This is a genomic window from Pseudomonas rhodesiae (assembly GCF_007858255.1).
Taxonomy (GTDB): Bacteria; Pseudomonadota; Gammaproteobacteria; order Pseudomonadales; family Pseudomonadaceae; genus Aquipseudomonas; species Aquipseudomonas rhodesiae.
In genome coordinates this window covers 1-17,024 of the sequence record NZ_VFEU01000021.1, presented here as the reverse complement: position 1 = coordinate 17,024, position 17,024 = coordinate 1, and the positions used below count along the sequence as shown (strand labels likewise).

Here is a 17,024-nt window from a genome sequence, read left to right as displayed (position 1 = left end):
ATTCATGGACACCAAACTGCTCGATATCCTCGCTTGCCCGATCTGCAAAGGCCCGCTCAAGCTCAGTGCCGACAAAACCGAGCTGATCAGCAGAGGCGCCGGTCTGGCGTATCCGATTCGTGATGGCATCCCGGTGATGCTGGAGAGCGAAGCCCGCACCCTGACCACCGAAGAGCGTCTGGATAAATGACCACCGCCTTTACCGTTGTCATCCCCTCGCGTTATGCATCGACCCGTCTGCCCGGCAAACCGCTGCAGTTGATCGGCAGCAAGCCGATGATCCAGCTGGTATGGGAACAGGCTTGTAAAAGCAGCGCCGAGCGGGTGGTGGTCGCCACCGACGACCCGCGCATCATCGACGTTTGCAAAGGCTTTGGCGCTGAAGCAGTGCTGACGCGTGAAGATCACAATTCCGGTACGGATCGCCTGGCCGAAGTGGCCACGCAACTGGGTCTGGCGCCAGACGCTATCGTGGTCAATGTGCAAGGCGACGAGCCGCTGATCCCGCCCAGTGTGATCGATCAGGTCGCCGCCAACCTGGCTGCCCATGGTGAAGCGCGCATGGCGACCCTGGCCGAGCCGATTGAAGATATCGAAACCCTGTTCAACCCTAACGTGGTCAAGGTGGTCAGCGATATCAATGGCCTTGCCCTGACTTTCAGCCGTTCCACCTTGCCTTGGGCGCGCGATGCGTTTGCCAAGCGCCCCGACGCGTTACCCGAAGGTGTGCCTTATCGCCGCCATATCGGTATCTATGCCTACCGCGCCGGGTTCCTGCATGACTTTGTCAGCTGGGGCCCGTGCTGGTTGGAAAATACCGAATCCCTAGAGCAACTGCGGGCTTTGTGGCATGGCGTGCGCATACATGTGGGCGACGCCCTGGAAGCACCGCCGGCCGGCGTCGATACCCAGGAAGACCTTGAGCGCGTCCGTCGTTTGCTGGGGGCTTGATGGAAGTCTTGTTCGTGTGCCTGGGCAATATCTGCCGTTCGCCGACTGCCGAGGGGGTTCTGCGCCATAAATTGCGTGAGGCGGGCCTGGCGGGTCAAATCGAGGTCGCATCGGCCGGTACCGGCGACTGGCATGTCGGCAACCCGCCCGACCAGCGCAGCCAGCGGGCGGCGCTGGTGCGCGGTTATGACTTGTCGGCCCAGCGCGCCCAGCAGGTCTCGCGCGCCGATTTTGCTCGTTACGACCTGATCCTGGCCATGGACCATAGCAACCTGCGCAACCTCAAGGCGCTCCAACCCACTCAGGGCAAGGCGGAACTTGACCTGTTTTTGCGCCGTTACGAAGGGGAAGTGGACGAAGTGCCAGACCCGTATTATGAGGGCGAACAAGGCTTCGAACGGGTCCTGGACCTGATCGAGCGGGCCTGCGATTTATTGGTGGTTGAATTGAAGGGGCGGTTATGACTCTGCATGTGCGCCCGCAAGCGTCGCTCAAGCCATTCAACAGCTTTGGCATCGATGTGCGTGCTCAGCTGTTTGCCGAAGCCCGCAGCGATGACGATGTGCGCGAAGCGCTGGCCTATGCTGCGACGCGGTCGCTGCCACTGTTGGTGATTGGCGGCGGTAGCAACTTGCTGCTGACCCAGGATATTCCAGCGCTGGTGCTGCGCATGGCTACCCAAGGCATTCGGATATTGCAGGATGACGGCATGCAGGTAGTGGTCGAAGCCGAGGCAGGGGAGGCTTGGCATCCCTTTGTGCTGTGGACCCTCGCGCAGGGCTTATGTGGGTTGGAAAACCTCAGCCTGATCCCAGGCACCGTCGGCGCGGCCCCCATGCAAAACATCGGTGCCTATGGCGTAGAGATCAAGGACGTGTTTGCAGGCCTGACCGCTCTGGATCGCCACACTGGGGAATTACGCGACTTCAGCCTGGAAGACTGCGGCTTCGCCTATCGCGACAGTGTGTTTAAGCATGAGACCGGTCGTTGGCTGATCCTGCGTGTGCGCTTTGCCCTCAGTCGTGCCAATCACCTCAAGCTTGATTACGGCCCGGTACAGCAACGATTGGCCGGGCAGGGCATCACCGAGGCCACGCCAAGTGATGTGAGCCGGGCAATTTGCAGTATCCGCCAGGAAAAACTGCCGGACCCGACCGTGCTGGGCAACGCCGGCAGCTTCTTCAAAAATCCGCTGGTGTCCAAGGCGTTGGCCGAAGAGCTCAAGGCGCTGTATCCGGATCTGGTGGCCTATCCTCAGGCCGACGGGCAGATGAAACTCGCCGCCGGCTGGCTGATCGACAAGGCCGGGTGGAAGGGCTTCCGGGAGGGCGACGCAGGCGTGCACGCGCTGCAAGCGTTGGTTCTGGTCAATTATGGCGGCGCCTCAGGACACGACATCGCCCACCTGGCCCAGCGCATCCAGCGCGATATTGCCGAGCGCTTCAAGGTTGAGCTGGAAATGGAACCCAACCAGTATTGATCCCGCGAAAATAAAAATGCCCCGCATCTTTCGATGCGGGGCATTTTTTATACCGCAGTGAATCAGTCGTCACGGCTCATGATGCCGAAGATCTGCAACAGGCTGATGAACAGGTTGTAGATCGATACATACAGGCTCACGGTCGCCATGATGTAGTTGCGCTCACCGCCGTGGATGATGGCGCTGGTCTGGAACAGGATGCACACCGAGGAAAACAGCACGAAACCGGCGCTGATCGCCAGTTGCAGGCCACTGATCTGGAAGAACATGCCCGCAACCACAGCCGCCAGCAACACGAAGAAACCTGCGGTGATGAAGCCGCCCAGGAAGCTCATGTCTTTACGGGTGACCAGCACATAAGCCGACAGACCACCGAACACCAGCGCGGTCATGGCAAACGCCGAACTGACCACTTCTGCGCCGCCAGCCATTCCAAGGTAGCGGTTAAGAATCGGGCCGAGGATAAAACCCATGAAACCGGTCAAGGCAAACGCCGACACCAGGCCCCAGGCCGAATCGCGCAGCTTGTTGGTGAGGAAGAACAGACCGTAGAAACCGATCAGCACCACAAAGATATTCGGGTAGCCGACACGCATCTGCTGCGCCACGAACGCCATCACGCCACTGAAGGCGAGGGTGAGGGCGAGCAGGCCATAGGTGTTGCGCAACACGCGGCTGACTTCAAGCTGCTCAGCCTGGGCGTTGCCATTCACTGCGTAATTCTGTTCGCGCATGGCGACACTCCTTGGGTTTTGAAACGTTCAGTCGCAAAGATCATAACAGACGCTCTGTAACAAGCGATGGCGAGAGTTTGACAGTGTGTTTCATTCGGGTATTATGGCGCCCGCTGAGACGGGATGGGCTATTATTCTCCTGTGTCGCACAAGGGAAATTGGCAGAGTGGTTGAATGCACCGGTCTTGAAAACCGGCGGACGTTAATAGCGTCTCCAGGGTTCGAATCCCTGGTTTCCCGCCAAACATGAAAGAGAAATCCCGCAAGCCAGGGGCTTTGCGGGATTTTTTTTGCCTGTGATTTGGTTTCTACCCCCGTCTGTACCCCCGTTTGTGGCGGGATTGGCAGGGCCCGTGTGGGCCGGTATGGCGGAGGGGGGAGCAAAATGTGACAGGCCGGCAGCAGTGCAACGGTTTAAGTCTCACACCTCATTTGTCTGGAAATGGTAGCGACAAAAGCCAGGCACTAAATGCATTCAATGAGGGTAAATTCTGATATCGAGTCGCGTAGATAAGATAGTAGCTACGACCGCTTTCCATCGGTTCAAACAATGCAACGAGTTCGCCGCTCTTCAATTCATCCTGCACAAGAATTTCTGGAACTAGGCCAATTCCAATCCCTGCTGATACCGCCTGAATGAGGTGAGCCGTGAGCTCAAAGCTCGGGCCTGAACGCATGTTTCTGTGGTCAACGTTATGGTTGTCGAACCAGTCAGACCAGGCACTGGGCCTCGATACGACATTTAACAATGCATGCTCAGCAACGTTCGCAGGTGTCATTGAGCGGTACTCGGGCAGCGCTGCAGGACTGGCAACCACTACCAGTTTTTCAGTGAGCAACTTATGTGAAATGTAGCCTGGCCAATCCCCGGAGCCGACGCAGATGATTGCGTTCATGTCGTGAGTTGAAGAGTGCACGTCCTCCCGGATGATTCTCGAATGTATGTGAACCAGGATTTCCGGGTGTTTTGCGTAGAACTCATGCATCCGTGGAAGCAGCCATTTCGAACCTAGTGTCGGCAGTACCGCCAGGCTCAGTGGGCCACCGTCATTCTTGTACGAAATGGTCTGCAATGTTGCGCTTCGAATGCGACCCAAAGCCGCCGTCAACTCGTGTTGATACAGCGCGCCGGCAGCCGTCAGTTCAATCTTTCGGCCTTCACGCCTGAAGAGCTCGATTTCAAGTTGAGCCTCCAAGGTTTGTACCTGGCGGCTGACAGCGCTCTGGGTCAACGCCAGCTCTTCTGCTGCCTTGGTGAAGCTGCAATGGCGCGCAGCAGCTTCGAAGGCAACCAACAGCGACATTGAGGGGGTCAGTCTTCTCGCGTTCATTCATAAAGCTCATGCAAAACCAGCAGAAATTACGTTTGTTCCAAGCGTGCGTAGGCGCAAGAATCATTGAAACCTTATGCAGCTACTCGGTGCGCCCTGTACTAAGCATACGTAATGCGAATGCATAGATTAGCTTTTTAGCCCGTAGGAATTCCATCATGATTGCCCGGTTATCACCTCCAAATACCCAGAAAACGACCTATGACGCTTTTCTGAACGCGCTCCAAGGGGCGGGGTTTCAAGGTGAAATTGCCCGCAACTATGGCGACCGAACGGTATTAGCTACCGACAATTCTATTTACCAGCGTCTGCCCCAAGCTGCTTTGTTTCCATTGGACGCGCAGGATGTGGAGATTTTGGCGCGGCTGGTCAGTAATGCTGAGCACAGTACAGTGGTGCTCACGCCTCGAGGTGGAGGTACTGGCACCAATGGGCAATCGCTTACTGACGGTGTGGTGGTCGACCTGTCCAGGCATCTCAACAACATCCTGGAAATCAATGTCCAGGAGCGCTGGGTCAGAGTACAGAGTGGTGTGGTTAAGGATCAGTTGAACGCGGCACTCAAACCCTATGGATTGTTCTTTGCACCTGAACTCTCAACGTCGAATCGCGCGACTATTGGAGGGATGATCAACACCGATGCGAGTGGTCAGGGGAGCTGTACCTATGGCAAGACTCGCGATCACGTTCTCGAGCTTTCTACAGTATTGCTTGGCGGTAATCGTCTCACCAGTTCAGCTGTCGACGCGGAGCATTTGCCCGCGCTGACAAGGCGCAAAGACCGGGTCGGTGAGGTCTACAGATGTGTTTTGGACATCGCCGATACTCAAGCTGAATTGATCAGAAACACCTTCCCCAAACTCAATCGCTGCCTGACCGGTTATGACCTGGCACACCTGCGCGAATCGGACGGACGCTTCAATCTGAATAGTGTGCTTTGTGGCTCTGAAGGGTCGCTTGGATTCATCGTTGAGGCAAAACTGAACGTCTTGCCTATCCCGAAATATTCCATTCTGGTTAACGTACGTTACGCCGGATTTATGGATGCCTTGCGCGATGCGAAGGCTCTGATGGAAATGAAGCCGCTGTCGATCGAGACCGTGGACTCCAAAGTGCTGATGCTGGCGATGAAAGATATTGTCTGGCACGGCGTCTCAGAGTATTTCCCTGAAGATCCTGATACACCGACGCTGGGGATCAACCTCATTGAATTTAGCGGAGACGATGAAGAGGTTGTTCTGCAGAGTGTTCATGAATTCGTACTGCACCTACAGCGCGATACCTCTGTTGTGCGCTTGGGGCACACGCTGGCGATCGGAGCTGATGCGCTAAAGCGGGTTTATGCGATGCGTAAGCGCGCAGTGGGTTTGTTGGGCAACGTCAAAGGAGAGGCCAGACCACAGCCGTTTGTCGAGGACACCGCTGTTCCTCCCGAAAACCTTGCTGACTTCATCCAGGAGTTTCGAGCGCTCCTGGATAGCTATAACTTGCAGTACGGTATGTTCGGCCACGTCGACGCCGGTGTACTGCACGTGCGCCCGATCCTGGATATGAAAGATCCTGTTCAGGCGGCCTTGATCCGACCGATTTCCGATGCGGTCGCTGCCTTGACTCAAAAACATGGCGGGTTGTTATGGGGGGAGCATGGCAAGGGCTTGCGGTCGCAGTATGTGCCAGATTACTTCGGCGATTTGTACCCGGCTTTACAGGAGCTGAAGGCAGCCTTTGACCCACACAATCAACTCAATCCAGGCAAGATTGCAACGCCGAAAACTGTCCCGGGTTCTCGACTGACACGCGTTGACCAAGTGGCGTTGCGCGGTGATTTAGACCGGACAATTGATGAGCGTGTTTGGCAAAGCTATGACACTGCTGTTCATTGCAATGGCAATGGCGCTTGCTACAACTTCGATCCTGATGACGCCATGTGCCCATCCTGGAAGGCTACGCGCAATCGAATTCACTCTCCGAAAGGCCGAGCATCGCTGATACGTGAATGGCTGAGATTGCAGGGCGAGCAGGGCGTTGATGTTCTGGCTGCAAGTGATCGGCTGCGTTTGTCCGCTGCCCCTCAGAACCTTGCACATCGGGCCGTTAACAGCTTGGCACAGAAGATGGGCCAGCAAGATTTTTCGCACGAGGTTTATGAAGCGATGACAGGTTGCCTGGCATGCAAATCATGCGCAGGCCAATGCCCTGTCAAAGTGAATGTGCCTGAGTTTAGATCACGCTTTCTTGAGCTTTATCACAGTCGGTATTTGCGCCCCCTCAAGGACTATCTGATCGGCTCCTTGGAATACACAGTTCCTTACATTGCCAAGATGCCGCGTCTCTACAATTTCGTGATGAGCGCTCGACCGGTTCGCTGGTTACTCGAACGAGCTGCCGGGATGGTAGATAGCCCTCTACTCAGCCTGGTGGATTTTGCGGCCGTTTGCCGGCGCTGGAACGTGGAGGTGGCAATGCCTGAACGCCTGGAAACTCTTTCAGGTGAGCAGCGAGCGAAAAGTGTCATCCTTGTACAGGACGCTTTCACTCGTTTTTTTGAAACACCGTTGCTCGTTGACTGGGTGGAGCTGATCTCTCGGCTTGGCTACAAAGTCTACCTGGCACCGTACGCGCCTAATGGCAAACCCCTTCAGGTGCAGGGCTTTCTCAAAACATTTGAGAAGGCTGCCAGCTTCAATGGAAAGTCGTTGCTCAGTCTTCAGCAGTATCAAGTTCCATTGGTGGGGCTCGACCCAGCGATGACCTTGGTGTACCGACAGGAGTACGCCAAGATATTGGACGCCGGCGAAGCTCCCCTGGTGATGCTTACGCAGGAGTGGCTTATCAATGCGTTGCCGCAAAATGAAGTAACGAAAGTGGATGAGCCTTACCACTTCCTGCCGCACTGCACTGAAAAATCTAATGAACCAGGAAGCATCGGCCAATGGCAGAAGATCTTTGAACGTATGGGACTAACGCTTCAGGTACAAGCAAGTGGCTGCTGCGGGATGTCGGGTACCTACGGACATGAAACGAGAAACGCCGAAACGTCGGAGACGATCTATGGGCAATCCTGGAAGCTGCTCATCCAGAAGTTTAACCAATCGGGACGAGTTGTTGCCGATGGCTATTCTTGCCGCAGTCAGGTTAAGCGACAGGAGGGTGCGACGGTGCTCCATCCGCTGCAGGTTCTGCTGGCGAGTGTGAAGGAGAGATCAGCAGAGTCCCGAGAGATATTCATTAACCTTCATGAACGAGCAAGCTAGCCTTCCATACTCAGTTTTGGCGCGTGATGACGTTTTGCCGCCCAAACCACCCTGCGTTCTAGCAGAGAGATGGAGACCAGCTCCAGGACGATTCGAGGGTGTACAAGCATCACTCAAGCAGTAGAGCGCGCCACATAACAAAATTCGAGCCTTACTGCGCCACCGTTTTTTGGCGGGTTACCCGATCCAAAATTTTCTTGGCGCGCTCAATCACCTGCCTATCGATCATGATCCCGTTGATTTGCACTGCATGCGACTTCCGAGTCGCGATCGATGATCGTATTCGCCCAGACTATTTCCAGTTCAGATGGATCAAGCACATTATGTGTCCAGGGGATTTGAGATGGATGAATACAAAGCTTAGCTGAGTATCCCAATGACTTTTCGAAGGAAGCTTCTTCTTGGAAAAAACTGAGTCCGAGAAGTTTGCAGTCACGCCAGCAATTGGTTGAGGTAAATCGTGCATTGCACGATGCGACGGCAATAACCGAGCTAGGGAAAATCATTCCTTCACGGTCATCCGTCAGATCTAAATCTCACAGCTTGCAACCCTCAATCCTGGCGATTACCAATGGGTTTAGCGTGCCTTGGGTAGACTAGGAGTGAAACACGTAGTCTCGGTCTAGCGCGCGGACGAAGTCGTTGGTGACAGGTGTGCTCATATTAACCTCTCTATTACTAATGGGAGGGCCACCGTTAGGCAGCGCCAGCACCACGATAGAAACAAACGCTGGCGCGTCCGTAGGGCCGGATGCAAAGAAATGTTGGGTCAGCGGAGGCAGCTGGCCAATGCAAACCGCACAAATATCCCATGGCGTAGTGCCGGATTTGACTAGGTTTGCGCTCTTCTCTCAAAGTTCTAGGAGACCTAACCACGGCCCGTCAATAGATCGTACTACCGACTTATTGTATTTTGTTGGTACTGGACAACCCGCAAATTCGCCAAGTCGATTTTCCGCTACCGAAAGTCTAGGGGTATATTGTTAAAAGATACGATTGTTCAGTATCTGCTGGTTGTGTGCGAAACTGCTTTTTAAGGGGTTTGTAAAGGGTTTATTTGCAATGCCTTCTGGCTGTTCAATGGAAGAGTTCTGAAAGTGGTGATGCTGCTTTCTAGAAACAATGGAGATTTGCTATTCTAGTAGATGTAGGGCGAAATTTTGCTTTTAGGGGAATACTCTAATAATGAGTATATGTTTTTAGATTGGCTTCAGAGTTCGGAAGCCGTGCTGGGTGTTAAATTCATGAATATAACATTTAGGCAGTTGAAGGTTTTTGTGAAGATTTATGAGTTGCGGAGCTTTACTGCAACTGCGTCAGCATTGCATGTTACTCAGTCAGCTGTTAGTAAGTTATGCTCGGAGCTGGAGGGGGAAGTTGGCTTTCCTTTGTTTGAGCGATCTACACGCAAGGTAGTCCCTATGGACGGGGCTTCCGATCTATATAAGTTTGCTTTGGAGTTGCTGGGTACACTTGATGCTGCATCTCGAAGCTTGTCCGATTTAACATCTGTTCGCAAGGGTAATGTGGGTGTGGCAGCCGCACCTATGATATTTTATAGTTTATTATGTGATGTGACAGCCGAATTCCAAGCTGAATATCCAGATATATCCTTGGAGGTTTATGAGTTGTCTACGGATTACGCGGTTGACTATGTTCTAAACGGTAAAGTAGATTTTGGAATAGCAGCTGTTGATCAGGATGATTCTCGGTTGATCATGGAGCCAATTTATCAAGACTCCCTTCGACTTGCATGCCTACCGTCTCACCCTCTCGCAAAAGGCGAAGAGGTTTCATGGAGGCAATTAGCATCAGAAAAAATGATTATGCTTAGACCTGTTACTAATCTTGGGCGTCTAGTTAGGTCAAATATGGAGGCTATCGGGTTCGTTCAGGTTGTTGAGGTCGGGGATCTTACTTCGGCTATAGGCTTGGTGCAATCAGGCGCTGGAGTTGCGGTGGTTCCAGAGTATATTTCTTCTTTCGCGAAATCTTGCGGTGTTGTCATGCTTCCATTTCAGGAGACTGATAAGTGTACCCGAGTGTTTTCTTTGATACGTAGACGGAATGCCCGGCTTTCAATCGCTGCGGAAAAATTTGTTGAGATGATGAGGATTAAATTGTTAGTTTAAATGGTCATCGCCGGTTGCAAACCGCGCTACTTATTCTGCCACAGCAGCGTTGTCACTGTGATGTCGTCAGGGTCGCGCGGTTTTGGTACATGTTAGTAATGTTTCAACATGCGGACACGTCGGTCATTTTGAAAATTCCCTGTGCGTTGGAACTATCAAAACGTAGGTCGAGCTTATTATTCCCTGCGTTGTCGTTATAGCGATCCCGGGTTATGAACTCATAGAACGATCCTGGCACTATGCGCGTCACGCGCCGACCATTTTCATCAATGAACTCACGCTCCACCTGGACTGCCTTGAAAGCAGTCTGGCGTACTCGGCCACTGGCGGAGACCTCTACCTTATCTTTGATTGGCATGCCTTTGGCGCGCAGCTCATCCGCAGTAGCAAATACATCGGGAACGCGGTCGGTAGCATGGTTGAAGGCATTACCCTCCGTAGTAATCCACGCCATTTCAGCGGATTCCAGAAGGAGTGCTTGGTAGTCGGCCAGTGCGGGCGTGGTGTGCTGTACGTTAAAGCAGCCTACCAATTCCGGTAGCAGTTTGGCCGCATCAGAGAATGCCAGTTGATTTTTGTCAGCCAGCGTCTTCAGCAATGCTTGCGCGTGGGGTGACAATGGGTCGCGCGAGGTGGATACCACGTTGTTTACCGCCGCTTGGAAAGCAGGAGAGAACTGGTCGACGTGCAACTCAGAGACAAAGAATTGTGTCACCAGCTCTGGAGCGTCCTTATGACAGTAGGCTTTGCCAGTCATCTTCAGACGACCTAGCGGATAAACATCAGCTACAGCAAAGCCCAGTGGCTCCAGAAAGCGTTTGAATGCCATTTCCCCTTGGGGCAGTTCTCCGGTGTTCGCCGCAGCGACGGTACGTAGTGCGCCGTGGTCAAATACAACCTGACCGCCAGCGGCGAGCCTGTCCTCAACGTAACGCTTTCCGTCCGGAACAGCTTCCAGGTTCTTTACAAACAAAAGCATGTTCATGGACTGCGCCAACACCATGCGAGATACAATGTCGCCAGCTTGTTCGGCCAGCAACGGATCTTCTACCTTAATCATGGTAAATAGATTGGTTGCTTCTTTTTCACCAGCGACTTGTACCAGCAGCTTATTCAGTTGGCTGCCTTCCAGGAGCGCACGAACTTGTGTCATTTGCAAATACCTTTCTTTTCTATTCAGTTTTCTGGTCAGGCGAGTCGCTGTTCCCGCAGAAATATCTATCAGCGGTAATCGTCACTTTGATACCTGGTTCTTATGGTGGAGTTGGCTCCGGAAGGCATGACCATGATGTGTGTTACACACGAAATGGGCTTCGCTCGAAAAGTCGCGAGCCGGGTGATAGTCATGGATCGCGGACAAATCATAGAAGACTGTAGTAAGCAGGACTTCTTCGATACCCCTCGCTACGAGCGCGCTACTCAATTTTGTGTTCTCCAAAGAGGTGTGGCTATGGCCACGCCTCAAACCGCCGCCAGATTTCCTGGCGGAGTTGTAAGCAGCGTTGTTTAGTTGCTAGACAAGGTTCGATCTACAGCTGATCGGCCGCTTTGTCGGTTGGGTTATCGATCAGTGCTTTAAGCTCTTTGGGGAGCGGGAAGTTTAAGTTTTGGCCTTTTGGAGGGACTGGGCTCTCGAACCACTTGGAATAAAGAGTGTTTATTTTGCCGGATTGGTAAAGATCTTTGATGGCTTCGTCGACCACTTTCTTGAACGAGGGGTCGCCCTTGCGAACCATACAGCCGTATATTTCATGGGACTGCGGCTGTCCTGTAATTACCCAGTCGGAAGGCACGTTGGTCTTTGAGGCAAAGCCGGCCAGCAATACGTCGTCCAGCATGAATGCCACGGCACGGCCTGATTGCACCATCTGGAACGATTCGCTGTGATCCTTGGCTGAGATAATATTCATGCCCATCTGCTTGTCGGCATTCATTATCTTAAGCAGGCGCTCAGAAGTAGTCCCGGCGGTAGTCACCACATTCTTTCCCTGTAAGTCAGAGAAGTCTTTCACACCGGAGGTCGCTTTCGTCAGCAATCGGGTACTTGCCTGAAAAATGCCAACCGAAAAATCAACTTGCTGTTGGCGTTCGATATTGTTGGTGGTGACACCACATTCAATGTCGACAGTACCATTTTGCACGAGCGGGATTCGCGTCTGCGAAGTGACCAGGTTGCCCTTGATCTCCAGGTTCTGCATCTTAAGTTCGCTCTTGACGCGAGCAGCTACGGCATTGGCGATATCCCATGAGTAACCAATCGTTTGTTGATCGTTATCAAGGTAAGAGAACGGAATCGCTGAGTCGCGGTAGGCGAGTACAATGGCGCCGGAGTTTTTTATTTTTTTGAGCGTTCCGTTAGCTTCATCGGCGGAAGCGGGGTTTGTTGCTGCAATACTAAGCATTGCAGCGTACAGCAGACCTGCTGACATCTTCATTGAAAGTGCACCTTTGTTGTCAAAGTATATAGGTTCATCTAACAGTGTGGCGGCAGACTAGTACTATAGACGTTCGTTATTATAGTTGTTCAATGAGGCCGTTAAGGCATTTCACAAAAAGACTTCATCAGTTGCTTTCGGAAACCTGAATGATGGCTTCTATCTCGACTGTCATGCCATTAGGTAATGAGTCCATCCCGACAGCCGATCGAGCATGACAGCCCTTCTTGCCCAAAACTTCGATGAACAGATCGGAGCACCCATTGATAACCTTTGGATGCTCAGTAAATGTCGAAACCGCGTTAACCATGCCGAAGAGTTTCACGACCGCTTCGACACGGTCGAGAGAACCGAGCGCTTGCCGAATCGACGCGAGTATTTGTAAACCGACTCGTCTTGCATCGTCGTACGCATTATCAACTGAGCAATCTTTGCCTACTTTTCCGACTTTGATCGCTCCAAATTCGTCTCGCGGCCCTTGCCCAGAAAGATAAAGCAAATTTCCGACTCGACGCCACGGTAAAAAATTTCCAATTGGCGCCGGTACTTGAGGCAGCTCAAGACCCAAGTACTTTAGTTTTTCCTCAGGCGCCATAGTCCACTCCAAAACATCACGCTACACACTATAATTGGCGATTGCCCAAGGCCAGTTCTACTGCAGCTTGTGCATGCATGACGGTTGTGTCGATCAATGGCACAGAACTATCTCCTTGATCTACAAGCATGCCGAACTCTGTGCAGCCAAGAATGATAGCTTCAGCGCCTCGTGCGGCTAGGTCAGCAATTGCTTCCTTGAATTTTTCCCGGGTAGCGGGCAGAAAAATCCCCTTCACAAGTTCCTCATACAGCGCATTGTGGACGTTATCTTGATGCGTTCCTTCCGCAATCAATACGTCGAGCCCGTAACGCTTTTTAAGGCGATCGACAAAGTATGTCCCGGTCATCGTGTATTTGCTTCCGAGCAGCCCGATTTTTTTGAAACCGTGGGAAGTTACATACTCTGCAGCGGGATCCACAATATGGAGGAAGGGAAGATCAACGGACGCCTCAACCTGTTCGTCGGCGGTGTGAACGGTATTACAGGCCAGCAGGAAGAAGTCTGCGCCTGCAGCCTTAAGTTTTTTGCCTTCAGCTGCGAGCAATTCACCGACCAAGTCCCAGCGGCCTTCACGTTGTCTGCGCTCAACTTCCTCAAAGTCCGTCTGGGCAAGTACCAATTTAGCGCAGTGCCGCCCTTCGCCTCCAAGACGTTTTGCAACGAGCTCATTGATGACGCGGTAGTAAACAATTGAGCTTGGCCAAGCGACGCCGCCAACAATTCCGATGGTTTTCAAATCTCTACTCCAGGCAGGGCAAAGTATTGTGTTTTATGGTTCATTCCGGGCTGATGCGAATTGATCAAACGAAGCGCTAGCGCAATCCCCTAACGCATATTTGCCTAGTTTTTTGATTCTAACAAACAGTTAATTCTCATATATTGATCTTGATTTGGAATAAATTGAATTCAGGGCGTCAACCTGTTTAAGTTCGATGCGCTCGGGGGGGCGTGTCTAAGCCGTGCTTGCGCACGGCGTCATTCACGCTGACGAAGCGCCGGTACAAATGCTGACTCCAGGCGTCCCTAAGACCTGCCGCGGCTACGTCTGGGCCTACGCCACCAGACAGTTCGCCGGCCTCACAGTGGTCGTCTATGACTTCAGCCCCAGCCGTGCATGCCCGAACCTTCCTGGGCGACCGGAACGGTAAGCTGGTCTGCGACCACTTCGCTGACTACAAGGCAGGCTTCGAGCAGGGCATCACAGAAATTGGCTGCATGACTCATGCTCGCCGCAAGTTCTTCGATTCGCACGCCGAAAAAGCGCTGCACTACATCGCGGCTTTACATGAAGTTGAACGCGAAGTCCGGGAGCTGGAACTGGATGTTCGGCATCGAATACGGCAGGGAGAAGCAGTTCCCAGCATCGATGCGCTCCGCACTTGGATGATCGACCTATTGCCAAGGCGCTGGATTACAGCCTCAAACGCTGGATAGCGCTGACGCGCTAATTTGATGACGGTACAGTTCCGTTGCTTATGACCGAATAGAAAATCAGATCCTGCCGTCGGAACTTGTGTGCTCGAACTGCGGGTTAGCTATGCAGCGGCATACGTGCGGCTGCGATCATGAACTTGATCCTGTAGGCACGGCTCGATTGCCATGAACCATATGCCTATCCGACGTTCTCACGCGACTGCCGACGCAGCGGGCGTGTGAGATTTCTGAGCTGTTGTCGCACAAGTGGGCGCCCGTTCAACCGCTCAAGGAGCCTTTGACAGACACTTACGAAGATTCCAAGGGCACCGCTTCTAGGGGGGCGCGCGATGAGTTTAGAAGGAGAGGGCAGTCAGTCGGAAGGTAAGCCGGCAACCGGCTTGCGGGGAATGGCGAGACATCTAGGTGACTCGCCATGTGTTACGTAGGCGACTATCCGTGTCGTCGGGGAAGATCTGTCCTGACTGGCTACGTTCTCATTGCCTCCTCACGATCCAGCACAGCGTATTCAGGCATAGTGGGTTTCAACGAAAGATTGGTCGCTTCCAGTTCGGCTTCTGCTTCTTTCGAAGACTGCAGGGCACCTTCCCACTTCGCTACGACAGCACACGCGATGGAGTTGCCAACCGAGTTCGTTGCTGACCGGCCCATGTCCAGGAAGGTGTCGATCGCCATCACTAAAAGGATGCCTTCCTCAGGCAACCCAAAGTGAGTCAATGTTGCCGCAATCACAATGAGCGATGCCCTTGGTACACCGGCAATGCCCTTCGACGTCACCATCAACATCAACAGCATGCCCAACTGCGTCGTCAGTGGCATATCGATGCCATACGCTTGAGCAATGAACAAGACGGTAAAGGTGCAATAGACCATCGTGCCATCTAGGTTGAACGAGTAGCCCAGGGGCAAAACGAATCCAGAGATCTTGCGTTTGACGCCAAATTTATCCAGACACACCAGCAGTTGAGGAAAAGATGCCTCTGAGCTCGCGGTGAAGAAAGACAGAAGAAATGGCCCTTTTACCGTGCGGATGAGCTCAAAGACCCGACGGCCGAGTACTAAATATCCTGCGATAATCAACAAGGCCCAAAGGGCGATGATTCCCAGATAGAAGCAGCCGATGAATTTCGCAAAGGTGATAACGATCCCCAATCCCTTAAGCGCAATGATGTTTGCAACGGCAGTAAATACTGCCAGCGGTGCAAGCCACATTACGAACTCGGTGATCTTCAACATCATATGGGAGATGGATTCGATGAGTGCGACAACCGGTTCACCCTTCGGGCCTATGCCAGCGAGAGCTGTGCCGCAGAAGATCGAGAACACCACAATTTGCAGAATTTCGTTTTGGGCCATCGCTTCGGCAATGGATCGTGGAACGAGGTGGGTAATGAATTCCTTCAACGAGAAGGCGGCGGTGTTTAAGCCGCTTTGAGCATCGGCTGCAGGTAAGGTCAAATTCATACCGACACCTGGCTGGAGCAGGTTGGCCAGCAGCAGACCGAGTAACAGCGAGATGAAAGACGCGCTGATGAACCAGGCCATTGCCTTAGCTCCCACCCTACCGATGTCACTTGAGTCGCCAATACGCGCCAACCCGGGGACTAATGTGGCGAAGACGAGGGGGCCAATGATCATCTTGATCAGGCGCATGAACACATCTGTACCGATAGAAAGGTACCCCGATATGTCTGTCAGCATCTTTGCGTCTGTCACGGTATGGTGCACGCCAGCGCCCAGTATAATACCGAGTGCCATGGCTATTAATATAAAGCGGACAATGAGCTTATTCATAATTTGCCTTTATATGTCGGTGGCGTTTATCGCCATCTATTTTTGGATGCCTATTTTTGTTTTCTTCAGCGAAACTATTCATGCAACGCTGTTTAGAAGTGTCTTATTTGGCATCCTTGGCCTGTCTCAACGAGCAGCGATATCGGATTTCTTTAAGTGATTTCTCTGATTGGATGTAGAGAGGGAGGTACTCCCAATTTCGCGAGTAAAATCCAATCATTATTAGCACCTGTCTGATTGTTGGTTTATTCCGATGGCAGGACTTTGAAGTAGGGTTAGCGCTTGTTGTTATTGTTTTTCGCGAGCCGCTGGTTCGTAGTTTGTTTGTTGTAAGACAGTGGCTGTTGGCAAATAGCTTGTCCGATGCAGCATCCATCATCGGATGCTACGAAGTACAATCGCTAATCTCTATGCCGCTATCCATACGGTCAATAACGCATTAGCGTACGCAGCGCCAAGCCCCTAACGGTTGACCGAGTAGCGACGACTTATCAGCCTGTAGAAGTTGAGAGCATGGCGGAGGTGCCAATCATTTACCCTCTTGGGTCAGAGAGTAGATCGATCGGTCTGCACGCCATACTCTCACTCCAACTGTGTGGCGGTACTGACGTCAGGTCAGAGGGCGAAGCCCAGCATGGCGAGGGACTCTCGTTGTCTGCGCTCGTACAGTTGAAACTTGTCTAGTACTGAAGAACCAAGAGCGCGCTCGAAACTGTCTTTAGCCGCGTTCGAGGCGAACTCTTTTTGTTCAGTGTGTAGTGGTCAACTAATCCCGGACACGACGTTAAGTTTTTCTTCGGCCCGAGCTGGCGCCAGCCCATCATTGAATTGATGGGGTCGAATCCAATTGTACCGATGCATCAAGAAATGGCTGATATCGC

The 17,024-nt window shown here is 52.7% G+C and carries 13 protein-coding genes, 1 tRNA gene and 2 pseudogenes; 9 read left to right on the top strand and 7 right to left on the bottom strand.

Features of this window, described 5'->3' with window-relative positions; genetic code table 11:
• Positions 1-4 precede the first annotated feature (4 nt).
• Genes FIV35_RS22510 through murB form a run of 4 tightly spaced genes read left to right on the top strand, consistent with a single transcriptional unit; the run spans position 5 to position 2,431 of the window.
• A complete protein-coding gene (locus FIV35_RS22510) occupies positions 5-190 on the top strand; it encodes a Trm112 family protein (RefSeq protein WP_034138563.1) in 186 nt (61 codons plus the stop codon).
• Complete coding sequence (kdsB, locus tag FIV35_RS22505) at positions 187-951, top strand: 3-deoxy-manno-octulosonate cytidylyltransferase (RefSeq protein ID WP_034098606.1); 765 nt, start codon at positions 187-189, stop codon at positions 949-951. Before FIV35_RS22510 ends, kdsB begins: the two co-directional genes overlap by 4 nt.
• Complete coding sequence (locus FIV35_RS22500; RefSeq protein ID WP_034138562.1) at positions 951-1,415, top strand: low molecular weight protein-tyrosine-phosphatase; 465 nt, start codon at positions 951-953, stop codon at positions 1,413-1,415. Before kdsB ends, FIV35_RS22500 begins: the two co-directional genes overlap by 1 nt.
• Entirely contained in the window at positions 1,412-2,431 is a 1,020-nt protein-coding gene (gene murB, locus FIV35_RS22495) for a UDP-N-acetylmuramate dehydrogenase (protein ID WP_034138561.1), read from the top strand. Before FIV35_RS22500 ends, murB begins: the two co-directional genes overlap by 4 nt.
• 62 nt (positions 2,432-2,493) lie before the next feature.
• Here murB and FIV35_RS22490 read toward each other — a convergent pair whose 3' ends face one another.
• A complete protein-coding gene (locus FIV35_RS22490; RefSeq protein ID WP_034098601.1) occupies positions 2,494-3,165 on the bottom strand; it encodes a Bax inhibitor-1/YccA family protein in 672 nt (223 codons plus the stop codon).
• A gap of 152 nt (positions 3,166-3,317) precedes the next feature.
• Here FIV35_RS22490 and FIV35_RS22485 point away from each other — a divergent pair.
• A tRNA-Ser gene (locus FIV35_RS22485) sits at positions 3,318-3,408 on the top strand.
• A gap of 185 nt (positions 3,409-3,593) precedes the next feature.
• Here FIV35_RS22485 and FIV35_RS22480 read toward each other — a convergent pair.
• A complete protein-coding gene (locus tag FIV35_RS22480) occupies positions 3,594-4,496 on the bottom strand; it encodes a LysR substrate-binding domain-containing protein (protein WP_034138560.1) in 903 nt (300 codons plus the stop codon).
• A gap of 158 nt (positions 4,497-4,654) precedes the next feature.
• On the opposite strand from FIV35_RS22480, the gene ydiJ reads away from it, so the two are divergent.
• Together ydiJ and FIV35_RS22470 are read left to right on the top strand one after the other, a co-directional pair.
• Entirely contained in the window at positions 4,655-7,750 is a 3,096-nt protein-coding gene (gene ydiJ / locus FIV35_RS22475; RefSeq protein ID WP_052198979.1) for a D-2-hydroxyglutarate dehydrogenase YdiJ, read from the top strand.
• Between the two features lie 1,244 nt (positions 7,751-8,994).
• A complete protein-coding gene (locus FIV35_RS22470) occupies positions 8,995-9,882 on the top strand; it encodes a LysR family transcriptional regulator (RefSeq protein ID WP_034138590.1) in 888 nt (295 codons plus the stop codon).
• Positions 9,883-9,985: 103 nt separating this feature from the next.
• On the opposite strand, the gene FIV35_RS22465 is transcribed toward FIV35_RS22470, so the two are convergent.
• Positions 9,986-11,035 carry a DUF1338 domain-containing protein gene (locus tag FIV35_RS22465; RefSeq protein WP_034138559.1) on the bottom strand — a complete coding sequence of 350 codons (1,050 nt, stop codon included), beginning with the start codon at positions 11,033-11,035 and terminating at the stop codon, positions 9,986-9,988.
• Positions 11,036-11,128: 93 nt separating this feature from the next.
• Between FIV35_RS22465 and FIV35_RS29970 the strand changes: the two are divergent.
• Positions 11,129-11,305: pseudogene (locus FIV35_RS29970) on the top strand (amino acid ABC transporter ATP-binding protein); the annotation flags it as partial.
• 106 nt (positions 11,306-11,411) lie between these two features.
• On the opposite strand, the gene FIV35_RS22455 reads toward FIV35_RS29970, so the two are convergent.
• The 3 genes from FIV35_RS22455 to FIV35_RS22445 form a co-directional block, all read right to left on the bottom strand.
• Positions 11,412-12,317, bottom strand: coding sequence for a transporter substrate-binding domain-containing protein (locus tag FIV35_RS22455; RefSeq protein ID WP_034138557.1), 906 nt, complete (start codon positions 12,315-12,317; stop codon positions 11,412-11,414).
• 127 nt (positions 12,318-12,444) lie between these two features.
• Entirely contained in the window at positions 12,445-12,912 is a 468-nt protein-coding gene (locus FIV35_RS22450; RefSeq protein ID WP_034138556.1) for a RidA family protein, read from the bottom strand.
• A 28-nt stretch (positions 12,913-12,940) separates the two neighbouring features.
• Complete coding sequence (locus FIV35_RS22445; RefSeq protein ID WP_034138555.1) at positions 12,941-13,651, bottom strand: aspartate/glutamate racemase family protein; 711 nt, start codon at positions 13,649-13,651, stop codon at positions 12,941-12,943.
• A 220-nt stretch (positions 13,652-13,871) separates the two neighbouring features.
• Here FIV35_RS22445 and FIV35_RS22440 point away from each other — a divergent pair.
• Positions 13,872-14,608, top strand: a pseudogene (locus FIV35_RS22440) (IS66 family transposase); the annotation flags it as partial.
• A 209-nt stretch (positions 14,609-14,817) separates the two neighbouring features.
• Here the strand turns inward: FIV35_RS22440 and FIV35_RS22435 are convergent.
• On the bottom strand, positions 14,818-16,143 hold the full coding sequence (locus tag FIV35_RS22435; RefSeq protein WP_034138153.1) for a dicarboxylate/amino acid:cation symporter: 1,326 nt from the start codon (positions 16,141-16,143) through the stop codon (positions 14,818-14,820).
• Positions 16,144-17,024: the final 881 nt, after the last annotated feature.

Coding starts and splice junctions, on each gene's coding strand:
- FIV35_RS22510 (WP_034138563.1), top strand. CDS start 5: ATGGACACCAAACTGCTCGATATCCTCGCTTGCCCGATCTGCAAAGGC.
- kdsB (WP_034098606.1), top strand. CDS start 187: ATGACCACCGCCTTTACCGTTGTCATCCCCTCGCGTTATGCATCGACC.
- FIV35_RS22500 (WP_034138562.1), top strand. CDS start 951: ATGGAAGTCTTGTTCGTGTGCCTGGGCAATATCTGCCGTTCGCCGACT.
- murB (WP_034138561.1), top strand. CDS start 1,412: ATGACTCTGCATGTGCGCCCGCAAGCGTCGCTCAAGCCATTCAACAGC.
- FIV35_RS22490 (WP_034098601.1), bottom strand. CDS start 3,165: ATGCGCGAACAGAATTACGCAGTGAATGGCAACGCCCAGGCTGAGCAG.
- FIV35_RS22480 (WP_034138560.1), bottom strand. CDS start 4,496: ATGAACGCGAGAAGACTGACCCCCTCAATGTCGCTGTTGGTTGCCTTC.
- ydiJ (WP_052198979.1), top strand. CDS start 4,655: ATGATTGCCCGGTTATCACCTCCAAATACCCAGAAAACGACCTATGAC.
- FIV35_RS22470 (WP_034138590.1), top strand. CDS start 8,995: ATGAATATAACATTTAGGCAGTTGAAGGTTTTTGTGAAGATTTATGAG.
- FIV35_RS22465 (WP_034138559.1), bottom strand. CDS start 11,035: ATGACACAAGTTCGTGCGCTCCTGGAAGGCAGCCAACTGAATAAGCTG.
- FIV35_RS22455 (WP_034138557.1), bottom strand. CDS start 12,317: ATGAAGATGTCAGCAGGTCTGCTGTACGCTGCAATGCTTAGTATTGCA.
- FIV35_RS22450 (WP_034138556.1), bottom strand. CDS start 12,912: ATGGCGCCTGAGGAAAAACTAAAGTACTTGGGTCTTGAGCTGCCTCAA.
- FIV35_RS22435 (WP_034138153.1), bottom strand. CDS start 16,143: ATGAATAAGCTCATTGTCCGCTTTATATTAATAGCCATGGCACTCGGT.